This is a genomic window from Brevundimonas vesicularis, from assembly GCF_027105095.1.
Taxonomy (GTDB): Bacteria; Pseudomonadota; Alphaproteobacteria; order Caulobacterales; family Caulobacteraceae; genus Brevundimonas; species Brevundimonas vesicularis_E.
In genome coordinates, this window is record NZ_CP114278.1 from 2,415,164 (window position 1) to 2,430,094 (window position 14,931).

General features: G+C 65.8%; 14 protein-coding genes and 2 tRNA genes. 6 read left to right on the plus strand and 10 right to left on the minus strand.

Features of this window, described 5'->3' with window-relative positions; genetic code table 11:
• Entirely contained in the window at positions 1 to 330 is a 330-nt protein-coding gene (clpS, locus tag O2K97_RS12060) for an ATP-dependent Clp protease adapter ClpS (protein WP_017504641.1), read from the minus strand.
• 171 nt (positions 331 to 501) lie between these two features.
• On the opposite strand from clpS, the gene O2K97_RS12065 reads away from it, so the two are divergent.
• A complete protein-coding gene (locus O2K97_RS12065; RefSeq protein WP_269219434.1) occupies positions 502 to 975 on the plus strand; it encodes a nuclear transport factor 2 family protein in 474 nt (157 codons plus the stop codon).
• A gap of 61 nt (positions 976 to 1,036) precedes the next feature.
• Here O2K97_RS12065 and O2K97_RS12070 read toward each other — a convergent pair whose 3' ends face one another.
• Positions 1,037 to 1,528, minus strand: coding sequence for a phasin family protein (locus tag O2K97_RS12070; protein WP_082465129.1), 492 nt, complete (start codon positions 1,526 to 1,528; stop codon positions 1,037 to 1,039).
• A 275-nt stretch (positions 1,529 to 1,803) separates the two neighbouring features.
• Here O2K97_RS12070 and O2K97_RS12075 point away from each other — a divergent pair, with 275 nt between their 5' ends.
• On the plus strand, positions 1,804 to 3,294 hold the full coding sequence (locus O2K97_RS12075; protein WP_269219435.1) for a serine hydrolase: 1,491 nt from the start codon (positions 1,804 to 1,806) through the stop codon (positions 3,292 to 3,294).
• Positions 3,295 to 3,356: 62 nt separating this feature from the next.
• Positions 3,357 to 4,421 (plus strand): PA0069 family radical SAM protein, encoded by a 1,065-nt coding sequence (locus tag O2K97_RS12080; protein WP_269219436.1) that lies wholly within the window; start codon positions 3,357 to 3,359, stop codon positions 4,419 to 4,421.
• Here the strand turns inward: O2K97_RS12080 and O2K97_RS12085 are convergent.
• Both O2K97_RS12085 and O2K97_RS12090 read right to left on the minus strand, forming a co-directional pair.
• The gene (locus tag O2K97_RS12085; protein ID WP_269219437.1) at positions 4,400 to 4,819 is read right to left on the minus strand and encodes a hypothetical protein; all 420 of its coding nucleotides are present in this window, start codon (positions 4,817 to 4,819) and stop codon (positions 4,400 to 4,402) included. The genes O2K97_RS12080 and O2K97_RS12085 overlap by 22 nt on opposite strands.
• On the minus strand, positions 4,816 to 6,060 hold the full coding sequence (locus O2K97_RS12090) for a class I SAM-dependent RNA methyltransferase (protein WP_269219438.1): 1,245 nt from the start codon (positions 6,058 to 6,060) through the stop codon (positions 4,816 to 4,818). Before O2K97_RS12090 ends, O2K97_RS12085 begins: the two co-directional genes overlap by 4 nt.
• A gap of 195 nt (positions 6,061 to 6,255) precedes the next feature.
• Between O2K97_RS12090 and O2K97_RS12095 the strand changes: the two genes are divergently transcribed.
• Positions 6,256 to 6,918 (plus strand): glycine zipper 2TM domain-containing protein, encoded by a 663-nt coding sequence (locus O2K97_RS12095; protein ID WP_269219439.1) that lies wholly within the window; start codon positions 6,256 to 6,258, stop codon positions 6,916 to 6,918.
• Positions 6,919 to 7,061: 143 nt separating this feature from the next.
• On the opposite strand, the gene O2K97_RS12100 is transcribed toward O2K97_RS12095, so the two are convergent.
• The 5 genes from O2K97_RS12100 to O2K97_RS12120 all read right to left on the minus strand — a co-directional run bounded on the left by O2K97_RS12100 (position 7,062) and on the right by O2K97_RS12120 (position 13,701).
• Complete coding sequence (locus O2K97_RS12100; RefSeq protein ID WP_269219440.1) at positions 7,062 to 7,793, minus strand: TlyA family RNA methyltransferase; 732 nt, start codon at positions 7,791 to 7,793, stop codon at positions 7,062 to 7,064.
• Between the two features lie 21 nt (positions 7,794 to 7,814).
• Entirely contained in the window at positions 7,815 to 10,541 is a 2,727-nt protein-coding gene (locus O2K97_RS12105; protein ID WP_269219441.1) for a valine--tRNA ligase, read from the minus strand.
• A gap of 118 nt (positions 10,542 to 10,659) precedes the next feature.
• Positions 10,660 to 11,265, minus strand: a complete 606-nt coding sequence (locus O2K97_RS12110) for a DUF2497 domain-containing protein (RefSeq protein ID WP_269219442.1) — start codon at positions 11,263 to 11,265, stop codon at positions 10,660 to 10,662.
• Positions 11,266 to 11,395: 130 nt separating this feature from the next.
• The gene (locus O2K97_RS12115; protein ID WP_269219443.1) at positions 11,396 to 12,931 is read right to left on the minus strand and encodes a TolC family outer membrane protein; all 1,536 of its coding nucleotides are present in this window, start codon (positions 12,929 to 12,931) and stop codon (positions 11,396 to 11,398) included.
• A gap of 140 nt (positions 12,932 to 13,071) precedes the next feature.
• Positions 13,072 to 13,701, minus strand: a complete 630-nt coding sequence (locus tag O2K97_RS12120; RefSeq protein WP_269219444.1) for a protein-L-isoaspartate O-methyltransferase family protein — start codon at positions 13,699 to 13,701, stop codon at positions 13,072 to 13,074.
• Between the two features lie 134 nt (positions 13,702 to 13,835).
• Here O2K97_RS12120 and O2K97_RS12125 point away from each other — a divergent pair.
• A tRNA-Cys gene (locus O2K97_RS12125) sits at positions 13,836 to 13,909 on the plus strand.
• Between the two features lie 48 nt (positions 13,910 to 13,957).
• Here O2K97_RS12125 and O2K97_RS12130 read toward each other — a convergent pair.
• On the minus strand, positions 13,958 to 14,791 hold the full coding sequence (locus O2K97_RS12130) for a TrmH family RNA methyltransferase (protein ID WP_269219445.1): 834 nt from the start codon (positions 14,789 to 14,791) through the stop codon (positions 13,958 to 13,960).
• A 44-nt stretch (positions 14,792 to 14,835) separates the two neighbouring features.
• Between O2K97_RS12130 and O2K97_RS12135 the strand changes: the two genes are divergently transcribed.
• Positions 14,836 to 14,910, plus strand: a tRNA-Asn gene (locus O2K97_RS12135).
• Positions 14,911 to 14,931: the final 21 nt, after the last annotated feature.

The following is a 14,931-nucleotide window of genomic DNA, read 5'->3' on the forward strand; positions in this document are numbered from 1 at the left end:
TCAGTCCTTTTCCATTGTGCATTGCAAAGGGTGCTGGTGGCGGCGCGCCGTCTCGATGACCTGCGCGACCTTGGTCTCGGCGACCTCGTAGGTGAAGACGCCGCAGACGCCGACGCCATGCTGATGCACATGCAGCATGATGCGGGTGGCCTCTTCCCGGCTCTTCTGGAAGAACCGCTCCAGCACATAGACGACGAATTCCATCGGCGAATAATCGTCGTTCAGAATCAGCACTCGATAGAGCGAGGGCTTTTGCAGCTTCGGCTTTGTTTCGGTGACGACGGCGGTTCCTTGACCGCCGCCGGTCTCACCGGGCCTTTGTATGGGCATTCGTGTTCCGTAATCGGGGAGTCGTCTTGGCTCTCAGATAGGGAATGATGGCCTGAATTGAAGCGGCGTCCAGTCACGGCTTTCGTGAAGCGCGTCTGACAAAGATTTCACGTGATCACAGAAGGTCAACGGCTCAGGTTGAGCGCCTCAGTTGAACAGCTCCCGATCGCCATGCCCGCCGCCCTCGTCGCCGCCCTTTCGCTCGCCGCCTTCGCCCAGCCTACGCCGCTGGAAACCGCCGTCATGGCGGCCGACGCCAAACTTTTCGCTGTCTTTTTCGAAGGCTGCGACCCGGCCGGACTTAGGGCCATGCTGACCGATGATTTCGAGTTTTTCGACGACCGGGGCGGACGCGTGGCCACCGACGCCGACGGCTTTGTCGCGCAATACGCCGCCCGCTGTCAGGACCGCAGCGCGCCAGACGCGTGGCGGACCCGGCGCGAGGCTCTGCGGGACGGTCTGGCGGTCTATCCCATCAACAACTATGGCGCAGTCGAAACGGGCGAGCACGTCTTTTACGAACGCCAGGGCGACGGACCCGAAACCCGCGTCGGACGCGCCCGCTTCACGCAGATGTGGAAACAGGAAGGGGCCGAGTGGAAGCTGGCGCGGGTCTTCAGCTACGACCATTCCGCCCTGCCCTGACAGCAAAAAGGCCCCGGAGCGAACTCCGGGGCCTTCTCGATTCTTCGGGCGGTTCGCGGGATTAGCGAGCGGCCTGGAAGGTTTCGACCGAGGCGGTGACGCGCTCGTTGATCGGCTTGATGCTGTCCTTGACCGTGGCGGTGACGATCTCGTTCGTCTTGGTCAGCTCGGCGACATAGCGCTCCATCGACTTCTTGGCCCAGGCGGTCTGGAGCTCGAAGAACTCCTGCACCGAACGGGCCGTCGACAGTTCCTTGGAGGCGGCGACGCCGTCTTCCCACGACGACTTGGCGAAGCCCAGCGCCTGTTGCGAAAGGGCCTCGGCGCCCTTCTGGGCGACGGTGACCGACTCGACCATGGCTTCCAGGGTCTTCTTGCTGTGCGCGTTCAGCTCGGCCATCGAGGCCGTCGACTTGTCGATGCCTTCACGGAAGGCCTGCGTGCCAGCGGCTTGCATGGTTTCGGCTTGCGCCTTGACCTTGGCGGCGGCCGAAGTCGCAGCGGCGGTGGCTTGGTCGGCGGTTTTCTTCACGGTTTCAGCGGCGTCGGCCATGATCGTCTCTCCGGTAGAAGGCCCTTGGGAACGGGCCTGAAGGCGGAAATAATGATGCGAGAGGATCTCGCAGACCCGCAATATGCTGCAAGTGCGAAGGTTTTTCAAGCGTTTTGTGCAATGCACAATATGATCGACGATAACCTTGATCGGCCGGTCAAATTTGCGTTGACGCGCGGTTAACCACCACGAAACCCGCGCTTCCTATGCTAGCTGTTTGTCCGTGACGGCCGGGGGGCCTGTCGCACCCTGCTCACCGAGGGGTTGTCCCGCCCATGATCGCTTTTCTCCGCCGTGGCCTGTTCGCTGTCCTCGCGCTTTCGCTGGTTCTGGGCGCGAACGTCAGGCCGATCGAGGCCCAGACCGCCTACTCGGCCCAGGAGAACAGCCGCTACGCCGCCATCGTGATCGACGCCGCCACGGGCGAGGTTCTGTTCGCACGAAACGCCGACAGCCGTCGCTATCCAGCGTCCTTGACCAAGATGATGACGCTGTATCTGACGTTCGAGGCGCTGTCTCAGGGCAAGGCCAATGTGAATGACGTGCTGACGATCTCGCCGCGCGCCGCGTCCCAGCCGCCATCGAAACTGGGCCTGGCTGCAGGCCAGACCATCACCTTGGACAACGCCATGCGCGCCACCGCCGTGCGGTCCGCCAACGACATGGCCTTGGCCATTGGCGAGCACATCGGCGGATCGGAAGCCCGCTTCACCAATATGATGACGCAGAAGGCCGCGCAGCTAGGCATGACCCAGACGCGCTACTACACCGCAAACGGCCTGCCGGACGCACGCCAGGTGACATCCGCGCGCGACCAGGCCATTCTGGCGCGCGCGATCATGCGCGATTTCCCTCAGTATTACAGCTATTTCGGCCTTCACGACTGGGCCTACAATGGCCGCAACTATCGCAACACCAACGGCCTGCTGCCGACCGGGCGCGGCTATGACGGGATGAAGACCGGCTACACCAACGCCTCCGGCTACAACCTCGCCGCCTCGGCCGTGCGTGACGGACGACGCCTGATCACCGTGGTACTGGGCGGCCGTTCGACCGCCAGCCGCAACGCCCACGTCGCCGAGCTGATGGACACCGGGTTCGAGGTCGAGCGCCGCCGCGCCCAGGGCGAGCGGATCCAGGTGGCGCAGACCTTCTTCGAGCAGCGCGGATTCGGCGTTGGGTCGGCGATCGCAGACGCCCCAATCGCCTATGCTTCGGTCAATGACGACGAGGACGGCGTCGGCGCGGAATCCACCGCTGTCGCCTATACGGCCGCACCGGTGCCCGCCGCCCTGCCGACCCGTGTCGCCCCCGCCCCGTCGGAGCGCGCAGCCAGCCAGCGGGCCGCCGCGACGCTGCCGCCCATTGGTTCGGCGCCGGCCGCTTCTTCCGCTCCCCGTGCGGCCCGCAATGTCACCGCTTCGCTGAACGGCGCCCCGGCCAATGCCGCTGTCGCGCCGTCCACCACGCCCCGTCGCTCGGCGTCGTCCGCAACGCGGGAACCCGCCCGCGCCGCGCCCAGAATGCCGGCCGGTCGCTGGGCAGTGCAGGTCGGCGCCTTCCGCGAAGAGAAGGTGGCGACCGACTGGCTGATCGAGGTCAACCGCCGCTTCCGCGATCAGTTCGCCACCGCCGAACGCAACGTCCAGACCGCCGGCGACTGGTATCGCTCGCGCTTTGTCGGCTTGACCGAAACCGGGGCAAAGTCCGCCTGCGAGGCGCTGGCCGCGCGTCGCGTGACCTGCATGGTCATCGGCCCCGACTGAGACCAAAATCGCGAGAACAAATGTTCTTGCTTTGTTCCAGACGATGTCGCATCGTCCTTCCCATGGAAACCGCCAAGGGAAAAGGCGCGCGTTCGAATGCAAGCGGCCGCTATGAGCCTGAGCAGCACCAGTCGTTCGATGACGGCTGGACGCAAGACGACGCCGAGGCCGCGCCGCTGCGCACAACCCTCACCCCTGAACACGCCCGCACCATCATCGCCCGGAACGATAGTCCGGACATCGGCTTCGACCGCTCCATCAACCCGTACAAAGGTTGCGAACATGGCTGCATCTACTGCTACGCCCGTCCGTCCCATGCCTGGATGGGCCTATCCCCGGGCCTGGATTTCGAGAGCCGGATCTTCTTCAAGCCCCAGGCCGCAAGTCTGCTGGAACAGGCGTTCCTCGCACCCCGATACCGATGCAAGCGCATCCACATAGGCGGCAATACAGACCCCTATCAGCCAGTCGAACGTGATCTGAAGTCGACGCGCTCGATCCTGGAGGTCATGCAGCGGTTCAATCACCCGTTCAGCATCATCACCAAGTCGGTTTTGATCGCGCGCGACGCCGACATTTTGGGCCCGATGGGCAAGGCGGGGCTGGCCTCGGCCTTCGTCTCCATCACCACCCTGGATCGTGGGCTGGCGCGGGCGATGGAGCCGCGCGCCTCCACCCCCGCCAAGCGGCTGGAGGCGATCAGCCGCCTGGCCGACGCCGGTTGTCCGGTCGGGGTCGGTTTCGCCCCCGTCATTCCCGGTCTGAACGACCACGAACTGGAAGCGATCCTGGAGGCCGCCGCCAAGGCCGGGGCCACGCGGGCCATGTATGTCACCCTGCGTCTGCCGCTTGAGATCAAGGATCTGTTTCGGGAATGGCTGGCCGACGCCCGCCCGGATCGCGCCGCCCGCGTCATGTCCCTGATCCGCCAGACGCGCGGCGGCAAGGAATATGACGCTGACTGGTCCCAACGGATGAAGGGCACCGGGCCTGTCGCCGAGCTGATCGGAACGCGGTTCAAGGCCGCTGTCAAACGCTACGGTCTCGACACGCCGCACCGTTTGCTGGACGAAACCCAGTTCCGGGTGCCCGCAGACGCTCGGCCTCAGTTGGAGTTGTTCGGGTAGTCGTCCGCCGCCGATGGGTCGATGGCGCGCGTGACCAGATCGCGCCAGGGGGGGGCGGTGTCATCGACCAGATCGACATCCTCCATCAGGGCCACCGCGCCCTCCCCGTCCGGCAGGATCAGACCTAGGATTTCCATCTCCTCGCCGTCGGCGTCGAGATGGCTTTCGGCCTGAACGGCCACCGCCGCCTGTTCGCCGTCCTCATCCCACCAGATGACCGGCTGGGGCAGGTCCATGACGATGGGACGCGGATCGTCGGTTTCGCCCAGGGCGAACACCGCACGTCGCGCCTGAACGTCGTCCAGGGTCGCCACGGCGCCCGTAAACGGCTTCAGCCGCATCCAGTCGTCGGCGTCGAAGCCGCCGCCGTCCTCTTCGCTCGTGTCGTCCAAAGTCATCGTTTGAAAACCCCCACCAGTTCGACGTGCGACGACCACAGGAACTGATCCACGGGCGTCACCGCCTCCAGCCGGAAACCGGCATCGATCAACACCCGCGCATCACGCGCAAAGGTCTGAGGATTGCACGACACGCCCACGACGACGCCGGCCTTGGTGTCCGCGATCTGAGCCGTCTGGTCGATCGCGCCGGCCCGCGGCGGATCGAACACGATGGCGTCGCATCCCTTCAGGTCATAGGGATTCATTGGTCGACGAAACAGATCGCGCGCCTCGGCCGTGATGGCCTTCATTCCTTTGGCCGAACCGACGGCGGCCTTCAGCGCAAGGATGCCTGGCTTGGATGCGTCCGCTGCGATCACCGGCGCGACCTTGGCCAACGGGAAGGTGAAGGTCCCCGCGCCGCAGAACAGATCGGCGATCTTATTGGCGCCCTTCACCGCGGCCAGCGCGCGCGCAACCATCGCCGCCTCGGCCTGAGGGACCGCCTGCAGAAATCCACCCGCCGGTAGGGACACGGTGGCTGGGCCAAACGCCACCTTGGGCTGGCGCGCCATCACCAGGGTGTCGCCCGCCAGGCTGAGGCGCGCCAGATCGGCCCGGTGCGCGGCCTGAATGGCCTGCATCTGGGCGTCAGCCGACAGGCCGCCGCCCGAGCGGCGTTCGACCCCGGTCACATCGACGTCCAGCCCCGACAAGGTCCAGGTGACGTGCAGGGTCGGCGCGGACTTCGGATGTTCGAAAAAGGCGGCCGCGACCTGCGTCAGCGCCGGAATAGCCGCCACGATCCGGGGATCGGCGACCGGACAAGCCGTCACCTCGACCAACCGCCAGGAGCGGCGCGCCTTGAAGCCCAGCACCACGCGTCCATCCTGGGCGCGACGGGCATGAAGAGCCAGGCGGCGACGGCTGGCCGGCGGGGTCGCCACCGTCGCCTCGATCTCGGTCTCGATCCGCTCGCGCGCCAGGGCCAGGCGCACCTGTTCTCGCTTCCAATCCAGATACGGCTTTTCCGACCAATGCTGAAGCGAGCAGCCGCCACAGTCGCCATACTGGGGCGAGACCGGTGCGATCCGGTCAGGGCTGGGCGTGATGATTTCGACCTCTTCCAGCCGTCCGTCCGCGACGACGCCGCGCACCGTTTCGCCTGGCAAGGTCAGGCCGGCGAACACCGGGCCAGACGGCGTCTGGGCGACGCCGTCGCCCTGGCCGCCGACGCGGTCGATGGTGAAGATGTCCATCGGCGGGCTTCTAGCCGCAGGTCCCCCTTCGCTCAAGCCACAGGGCCATCGCGGCAGGTTCGCTGAACATGAATGAAGATGAACGAACCGATCAATTGCCGTTCAGCTTCGCCGTCGTAAATCCCATTGCAACGAGACACGAGGCTTTGCCGTTAACGTTTGACGGAAACCGTTCGGTCCTCAGAGGGTTGGAAAATGCGTCTCACGAAAACATCGATCGCCGCCGTCGCCGCCCTGGCGTTCGGCGTCACGGCCGCCCCGCTTACGGCGTCGGCCCAGAACTATTACGGCAGCGGCTACAGCCAGAACTACGGCACGGGCGCCTATAGCCGCTCATATGATTACAATAGCGGCCGCTATTACGATCCTTGCACGCGTGAGCGCCAAGGTCGCACCGGCGCCGGCGCAGTCATCGGCGGCGGCGCGGGCGCCGTCATCGGCTCGCAACTGGCCGCACGCGGTCGCCGCACGGAAGGCAGCATCCTGGGCGGTGTGGTCGGCGCCGTGATAGGTTCGCAGGTCGGTCGATCCAGCTCGGACGCCTGCCGCAGCTATCAGAGCAGCTATGGTTCAAACGGCTACTATGCTCAGGGCTACAGCCAACCGAGCTACGGCTATTACGATGATCGCTACACCGGCGATCAAGGCTATCGCTACGACGACTACGACCGTCGCGACGACTATGCCTACAGCCGTGGCGGCTACTATGACGACCGTTCGCGCCCGGTCGACTCCTACCAGAATTCAGACGGATGCCGTCTGGCCGAAAGCCAGATCCGTCTGCCGGACGGTCGCACGGACACGCGCTACGTCCGTACCTGCCCCGACCAGTACGGCCGCTATCGCGTCGTCGATTAATTTTCAGCCCCCCTGTCAATCGACGACGTGACGGAGCCGCCGGAGGAGCAATCTTTCGGCGGTTTCTCTTTGTTTTCGGGCTATCGGCCTTTGGCCTACTTGAGCCCGGCCTTTGAGCTATCGGTCTTGGGTATCGGGCTTGGTCAGCCCGGCTTCTTCGCCCACAGCAGGAACTCGACGTTGCCGTCGCCGCCGGTGATCGGGCTTTCGGTCGTCGCCAACACCGCCCAGCCCAGCGCTTCCAGCCAGTCGCGCACTCGCTCGACAGCGGCCGCATGCGCCGCCGCATCCTTGATCACGCCCTTCTTGCCGCCGCCCGGGCCATCGGCCTCGAACTGCGGCTTGACCAGGGTGACCAGATCCGCATCAGGCGTCGCCAGATCGAGAGCGACTGGCAGCACTTTGATCAGGCTGATGAAACTGGCGTCGCAGACCACCAGCGACGGCGGCTGCGGGATCAGATCAGGCGTCAGGTCCCGCGCATCGGTGCGCTCCAGATTGACCACGCGGGGATCGGACGACACCCGTGCGTGCATCTGGCCGAAGCCGACGTCGACGGCGAACACCTTGGCCGCGCCTCGGTTCAGCAAAACCTCGGCAAAGCCGCCGGTCGATGCGCCAACGTCCAGCGCCACCCTGCCCTTCACGAGGACGGGCCACAGGGTCAGGGCGTGGTCCAGCTTCAGCGCCCCGCGCCCGACCCAAGGGTGGGCGGGTTGGGCCTCCAGCGCGATGTCATCCGCGAACTGTTCGGACGCCTTCCGCACGAGCGCGCCGTCGGCCAGAACCAGCCCCGCCTCGATTGCGGCGCGCGCTTGCGAGCGGCTGTCGAACAGGCCGCGTGCGACGAGAAGCTGATCAATCCGCGTCTTCACGGCCTTGCTTTCATCGGGGCGTCAAAGCGACGCCAGACGCGCCAGCGCCGCCTGTAGCTTGACCTTGCCCGCCTCGGCCTCGGCCAGCTTGGCGCGCTGTTCGTCGACGACTTCCGGCGCGGCGCGAGACACGAAGTTGGGGTTGCCCAGCTTCTTGCTCACATGGCCGATGTCGCTATCGAAGGCGGCGATTTCCTTCTCCAGACGGGCCCGTTCGGCGGTCAGATCGATGATGCCCGCAAGCGAAAGCGCCACCGTCGAACCGCCCGAGACGAAGGTCACGGCCCCGGTCGGCGCCGCATCCGCCGAACCGACCTCGGACACGCGGCCCAGGGTCAGGATCAGGTCGCGGTGGCGGGCGATCCGCTCGGCGGTCACGGCGTCGGGTGCGACGAAGGCCAGCGGTGGCTTGGCCGACGGCGGCACGTTCATTTCGGCGCGCAGGCCGCGAACCTCACCGACCAGATCGACCAGCCAGCCGATCTCGGCCTCGGCCGAGGCGTCGATGAAGGCGTCCGGCAGAACCGGCCACTCGGCCCCAATCAGCAAGCCGTCGCGAGCCAGACCTTCCTTGCCCAGTTCGGCCCACAGTTCCTCTGTGATGAAGGGCATGACCGGATGCAGAAGCTTCAGCGTCTGATCCAGCGTCCAGGCCGTCATCGCCCGCGTTTCGGCTTTTGCGGCTTCGTCGGCGCCTTGGAACACCGGCTTGGCGAGTTCCAGATACCAGTCGCAGAAGACGTTCCAGACGAAGCGATACAAAGCGCCCGCCGCATCGTCGAAGCGTCCGCCTTCGATGGCTTGCGACACCGCGCGTTCGGCCTTGGTCACCTCGCCGCGGATCCAGCGGTTGATCGTCTGGTCGACAGTGGCGGGATCGAAGCCTTCGACCCGGCGCGCCTCGTTCATCTGGCTGAAGCGCGCGGCGTTCCACAGCTTGGTGCCGAAATTGCGATAACCCTCGATCCGCTGCTTCGACAGTTTGATGTCCCGCGTGCCGGACAGGATCGCCATTGTGAAGCGCAGCGGATCGGCGCCCAGCTCGTCGATGATGCCCAGGGGGTCGATGACGTTCCCCTTGGACTTGCTCATCTTTTGGCCCTTCTCGTCGCGGACGAGGCCATTGATGATGACGCGCTTGAACGGAACCTCGCCCATGAAGTGCTGGCCCATCATCATCATCCGGGCGACCCAGAAGAAGATGATATCCGCCGCCGTGACCAGGTCGCTGGTCGGATAGAACCGCTCCAGATCCTCAGTCTTCTCGGGCCAGCCCATGGTCGAGAACGGCCACAGGGCCGAGGAGAACCAGGTATCCAGAACGTCCTCGTCCTGGGTCAGGGCGACCTCGGAATCATAGTCCGCCATCGCCTGTTCGCGCGCGTCATCTTCCGTCTCGGCGACATAGATTTCGCCGTTCGGGCCGTACCAGGCGGGGATGCGGTGACCCCACCACAGCTGGCGCGAAATGCACCACGGCTCGATGTTGCGCAGCCATTCGAAATAGATCTTCTCGTACGACTTGGGCTCGAACACCGTGTCGCCCTGCTCCACCGCCTTCAGCGCGGGTTGGGCCAGGACCTTGGCATCGACGTACCACTGATCCGTCAGCCACGGCTCGATGACCACGCCGGAGCGGTCGCCGTGCGGCACGACGTGTTTGGTCTTCTCGATCTCGCGCAGCCAGCCCTCTTCCTCGGCGCGGGCGACGATGGCCTTGCGCGCGGCGAAGCGGTCTTGCCCAACGTAATCCGCAGGCACGTCGGGCGTATCGACGTCGGTGATGCGCCCGAAAGCATCGAGGATATTCAGCGACGGTAGGGCCGCCCGCTTGCCCACGCCGAAGTCGTTGAAATCATGGGCCGGCGTGATCTTCACCGCGCCCGAACCCTTGGTCGGATCGGCATAGTCGTCGGCGACGATTGGGATGCGACGGCCGGTGATCGGCAGGGTCACGAACTTGCCGACCAGGCCGGCATAGCGTTCGTCATCCGGATGCACCGCCACGCCGGTGTCGCCCAGCATGGTCTCAGGCCGGGTCGTGGCGACGACGATGAAGTCGCGCGTCTCGAACTCGGTCGCCTGGTCGTCCTGGTCGAAGGCGACGGGGTGTTCGTAGGTGACACCGTCCGCGAGCGGATAAGCGAAATGCCAGTAGGCGCCGTCCACCTCGCGCTGCTCGACCTCAAGGTCCGAAATGGCGGTCTGGAAATGCGGGTCCCAGTTCACCAGCCGCTTGTCGCGATAGATCAGGCCTTCCTTGTGCAGTTGCACGAAGACCTTGCGGACGGCGGCGTTGAGCCCCTTGTCCAGGGTGAACCGCTCGCGCGACCAGTCGCACGAGGCGCCGAGGCGGCGCAGTTGGCGCACGATCGTTCCGCCGCTTTCGGCCTTCCATTCCCAGATCTTCTCGATGAAGGCGTCGCGGCCCATGTCGCGACGCCCGACATTGCCGGCGGCGGCCAGCTGACGCTCGACCACCATCTGGGTGGCGATGCCGGCGTGGTCCGTGCCGGGCAGCCACAGAACCGCCTTGCCCTTCATCCGGTGATAGCGGGCCAGGATGTCCTGCAGCGTGTTGTTCAGGGCATGGCCGATGTGCAGGCTGCCGGTCACATTGGGCGGCGGAATGACGATCGAATAGGCCTCGGCGGCGCCGTCGGTGCGGGGCGCGAACAGGCCGCTCACTTCCCACTGGGCGTAAAGGCGGGGCTCGGCGGCCTGGGGTTCGAAAGTCTTCTCAAGCATCGTCGTTCTTTTTGCTAACGCTCCGCGCGCGGCGCGTCGCTAAATGAGCATATCAAAATGCGAAAGGGCGGCCCCTTCAGGAGCCGCCCCTCGGATTAGTCTGGGCTGAAGCGAAGGGCTAGGCGCTGCGCGCGATGCGTTCGACTTCCTTTTGTACCGCCGCCTGGACGATACGGGGCAGGTTGTTGTCCAGCCAGTCCTTCAGAAGCGGGCGCAGCATCTCGGCGACCATGGCCTCGACCGTGTTGCCGCTGACGAAGGGCAGGTCGCCCGAGGCCGATGGGGCCGGCTCAGGCTTCTTGAAGCTGGCGGCCAGACCCGCGAAGGCCGACGCGGCGCTGGCGGCGGCGCTCTCGCCGACCAGAGTGTCATAGGCCGGGGCCGGCTCGGGAGCCGATTCGTAAGCCGGCGCGGGTTCAGGTTCGGGCTGATAGGGCGCGGGCGAATGCTCGACCACGTCCAGATCGCCGATGGTCTCGGCCGGCGCTTCATAGCGGTCGGTCAGTTCCAGCACGTCGTCTTCGACGGCGGCGGGTTCCGGCGTCGGCTCGACCGGGGCGGCAAAGACGGTTTCGGCCGCGATCGGCTCGGGAACCGGCTCAGGCGTGGCTTCCGGCATCGCGGCCGCCGGCGTCTCGGCCGGGGCCTCGTCTTCAGAGATGATCCGGCGAATCGACGCCAGAATCTCTTCCATGGTCGGTTCCTGGGCGGACTGATCGGTCATGGCGCAACCTTGGGCGAGGCCTGGGTAGAAGGGGTGGGCGCCGAACGAAGGATCGCTCGAAACCTGTGCCTTGTCGTCGCATCTTCGCCCGTCGGAATCAACGGGCGGTTTCCGTCCGTATTCGACGCGGTCAGTTCTGCGGCGCCGTGCGCACGACCTCGCCCTTGAGCTGAGCGTCGATCGGCGCGTCGACGGTGTCCGGCGTGGTCACGATCGGCGGCGAGGCCACGCGATCCAGCGTCTCGATCACGCCGTCCCACGGCAGGCCGCCGCGTCCCTTGACCTGGTCGTAGTTCGTCGCGGGATCATAGGCCTCGATCGTCGGGTTCAGGGCCGGGCCTTCCAGCTGGCCCATGGCGGCCAACAGCGAGGCGCGAGCGACGTATTCGGCGGCGCGGGCGCTGGCGACCGAAGTCTGGGCGTTCCGCAGCGCCAGTTCCTGGTTCAACACGTCAAGCGTGGTGCGCAGGCCGACTTGAGCTTCCTGGCGCACCCCTTCGGCCGCGACCGATGCGGCGCGAACGGCTTCCGTGCCGGCCGCGACCGTGGCGCGGGTCGACAGCACCTGGGCGTAGGCCGAGCTGACGTTCTGAAGCACGGTGCGGCGCTCGCCCTCGATGCCGATCTGGGCCGCGTTGGCGCGCTCCAAAGCCTGCGCGACGCGCGAGCGGTTCAGACCGCCGGTGAAGAGCGGCACAGACAGAGTGGCGCCGGCCGTGAAGCTGCGGCGATCGGCCAGTTGGCCCAGGTCGCCGAGATCATTGGAAGATCCGCCGTAGGAGGCGGTGGCGCGCACCGACGGCAGATATTCCGAACGGGCGGCGGCGACGGCGGCCTCGGCGCTTTGCAGTTGATAGGTCGCGGCCAGAACAGCGGGATTGCGCTGCAACGCCGTCTCGATGGCGACGTCGAAGTCGCTGGGAACCTCCGGCAGGACCGGCGCGGCTTCCAAGTCGGCCGGCGACTGGCCGACGACGGCGGCATAGGCCGCGCGCGACGTGGACAGCTGGGCCTGGGCGTTCGCCAAGTCGGCTTCGGACTGCGCCTGCGAGGCTTCGGCCTGGGCCACGTCGGTGCGGGTGATCTCGCCGACCTCGAAGCGGGCGCTGGTTTCTTCCAGCTGGCGTTGCAGCACCGTCAGATTCTCTTGGCGGATACGCAGGATTTCCATGTCGCGGGTGACGTTCACATAGGCCTGGATCACCGACAGCATGACCGACTGCTCGATCTCACGCAGATTCTCACGGCCGGCCAGGACGCTGGCGCGGGCCTGGTCGATGGCGCGCGAGGTGCGACCGGCGGTCCAGACATTCTGGCTGACGCTGACGCCGACATTGGCGCCTTCGGTTTCGGACGATGAGGTCGTGACCTGGGTATCAGGTATGCCGTCGCCGTTCGTATCGACGAACTGGGTCACGGCGGGGAAGTCGCTGCGGGTGTAGTCCACGCCGGCCGAGGCGCCGATGGTCGGACGCAGGCCCGACCGCGCCTGGACCACCGTCTCGTCCAGCGCACGCTGGTTGGCGCGTTGGGCCAGCAGGTTGGGGTTGGTCCGATAGGCCAGGGCGATGGCGTCCTGCAGCGTCTCGGCCCAGGCCGGCGCGCCCAGACCGGTCATCACGGCGACCACAGCGGCCGAAGCCAGCACACGCGAGCGTTTCAACATTGTCCGTCCTTGCGTGACGCTCCGAAGAACGCCCGAATGTTTTCTCAAGCGTAACTGCGGCCTGACCGAACCACACGCCAGTTAAGTTTTCTTCACGGTTGCGAACGGGATTTCCGTCGCAACCGCGCGTCTCTTTGATCTTACAACGCGAAAGTGGGGGCGGGCTTCAGCTCGGCAAGGACCGCTGGCGACGAATCAAACAGTTCACGGCGCGACAGGCCTTCGCGCGTCTGAACATACAGGGCCGCCTTGCCGATGGCGCCGCGGCGTTCGACCACGACGATCCGGCCGCCGGGACGCAGGGCCGCGCCCCACGATTCGGGCAGGCTCTCGACGCCGCCTTCGGAAATGATCAGATCCCACCCTTCGCCGGTCGGTCGGACCAACGGCGCGACGACCGTGGTCACGCCTTCGTCCGCCAGAGCCTCGCCGACCACGGCGAAAACGGCGGCGTCCGATTCCTGAGCTGTGACGCTGACACCCATACGGGCCAGCAGCGCGGCGGCATAGGGCGCGGCGATGGCCAGGGCCTTCTCGCCTTCGCGTGCATCGGCCGCTTGCAGCAGCTTGGCGACGTCGCGCGCCGGCATCAGGCGGCGCTCGCCTGCGATCACCACCGATTCTTCGGAATAGGCGGCGAAGGCGCGATCAGGCGCGCAGAACTTTTCACGCGGCACGGCCATCATGGCCAGGTGAATCGCGCGATCCGTCACGTCGTTCACTCGCACCTGCGAGTCGACCATGGCCTTGCGCTCTGCGGTGAAATCCATCTGTAGGCAGCCTTCAACGATAATCCGGGAGGAAAACTCGCGCGCTTATAGGTCCGTGCGTTGCAGCGGACAATCCGATCTGATAGCGAACGCCCCTCGCGATGATCGCCCCCGAGAAATCGGGGACAAAAAGCGGCCTGATGGCGGAGTGGTGACGCAGAGGACTGCAAATCCTTGCACCCGGGTTCGATTCCCGGTCAGGCCTCCATCGCGACGATACGGACGAAGGCCGCCCCTCGGGGCGGCCTTCGCGTTTTCAGCTTCCAGCAAGCGCCGTGGTCGTCAGATGATGAAGCGCAACCGCACTCGTCGCCGCGACATTCAGCGAATCGAAACCGCCCGCCATAGCGATGCCGATCGGCCGGCAACGGTCGATCAAATCCTTGGGCAGCCCCCGACCTTCGGACCCCAGCATCAGAGCGACCGGTCCGGCGCGCCTGTAGTCCGAAAGCCGCTCGGTCGACGAAGGCGTCAGCGCCAACACCTCGACGCCGGCCCGCCGCAGGGCCTCGATAATGTCTGTCGCGCCGACGACGACGAACGGCGTACGCAGCACCGCGCCGACCGAAACGCGAATCGCCTTGCGGTAAAAGGGATCGCAGCAGGTCGGATCAAGCAGCACAGCCCTGGCGCCGAACGCGGCGGCGTTCCTGAACAGGCCGCCGACATTGTCGTGGTTGCCGATCCCGCTGGCCAAGACGAACACGTCCTGCGGCCCGATATCCGCCAGCACTTTGTCCAGCGACAGGGGCTCGGGCTTTTGGCCCAAGGCCAGAATGCCCCGGTGCAGTTCGAAACCCGCGATCCGGTCTAGCACGGCTTGGCCCGCGACATAGACGGGCGTCGCGGGCGGCAGAGACGTGATGACGTCGCCCAAGGCCGCAACGCGCTTTTCCGCCAGCAGCAGCGACAGGGGCCGACAGCGCGAAGCCATCGACGCCAATCCACGCACCACCACCTCCCCTTCCGCGATGAACAATCCCTGACGACCCGTCAGATCGCGCTCGCGGATATCGCGATAGGCCGCAACACGCGGGTCTGCGGGATCGTCGATAAATATCGTTTCGATTGGCTCGTTTTCCCATTGCAAGATCGGAACAGCCGCTGCTATACGCCCGCCTCCCGAGCAGATGTTCCGCAGTAGCTCAGTGGTAGAGCAGCCGACTGTTAATCGGCTGGTCGTAGGTTCGAATCCTACCTGCGGAGCCACTCGGGGGCATTGATCTGATT

Coding starts and splice junctions, on each gene's coding strand:
- clpS (WP_017504641.1), bottom strand. CDS start 330: ATGCCCATACAAAGGCCCGGTGAGACCGGCGGCGGTCAAGGAACCGCC.
- O2K97_RS12065 (WP_269219434.1), top strand. CDS start 502: ATGCCCGCCGCCCTCGTCGCCGCCCTTTCGCTCGCCGCCTTCGCCCAG.
- O2K97_RS12070 (WP_082465129.1), bottom strand. CDS start 1,528: ATGGCCGACGCCGCTGAAACCGTGAAGAAAACCGCCGACCAAGCCACC.
- O2K97_RS12075 (WP_269219435.1), top strand. CDS start 1,804: ATGATCGCTTTTCTCCGCCGTGGCCTGTTCGCTGTCCTCGCGCTTTCG.
- O2K97_RS12080 (WP_269219436.1), top strand. CDS start 3,357: ATGGAAACCGCCAAGGGAAAAGGCGCGCGTTCGAATGCAAGCGGCCGC.
- O2K97_RS12085 (WP_269219437.1), bottom strand. CDS start 4,819: ATGACTTTGGACGACACGAGCGAAGAGGACGGCGGCGGCTTCGACGCC.
- O2K97_RS12090 (WP_269219438.1), bottom strand. CDS start 6,060: ATGGACATCTTCACCATCGACCGCGTCGGCGGCCAGGGCGACGGCGTC.
- O2K97_RS12095 (WP_269219439.1), top strand. CDS start 6,256: ATGCGTCTCACGAAAACATCGATCGCCGCCGTCGCCGCCCTGGCGTTC.
- O2K97_RS12105 (WP_269219441.1), bottom strand. CDS start 10,541: ATGCTTGAGAAGACTTTCGAACCCCAGGCCGCCGAGCCCCGCCTTTAC.
- O2K97_RS12110 (WP_269219442.1), bottom strand. CDS start 11,265: ATGACCGATCAGTCCGCCCAGGAACCGACCATGGAAGAGATTCTGGCG.
- O2K97_RS12115 (WP_269219443.1), bottom strand. CDS start 12,931: ATGTTGAAACGCTCGCGTGTGCTGGCTTCGGCCGCTGTGGTCGCCGTG.
- O2K97_RS12120 (WP_269219444.1), bottom strand. CDS start 13,701: ATGGATTTCACCGCAGAGCGCAAGGCCATGGTCGACTCGCAGGTGCGA.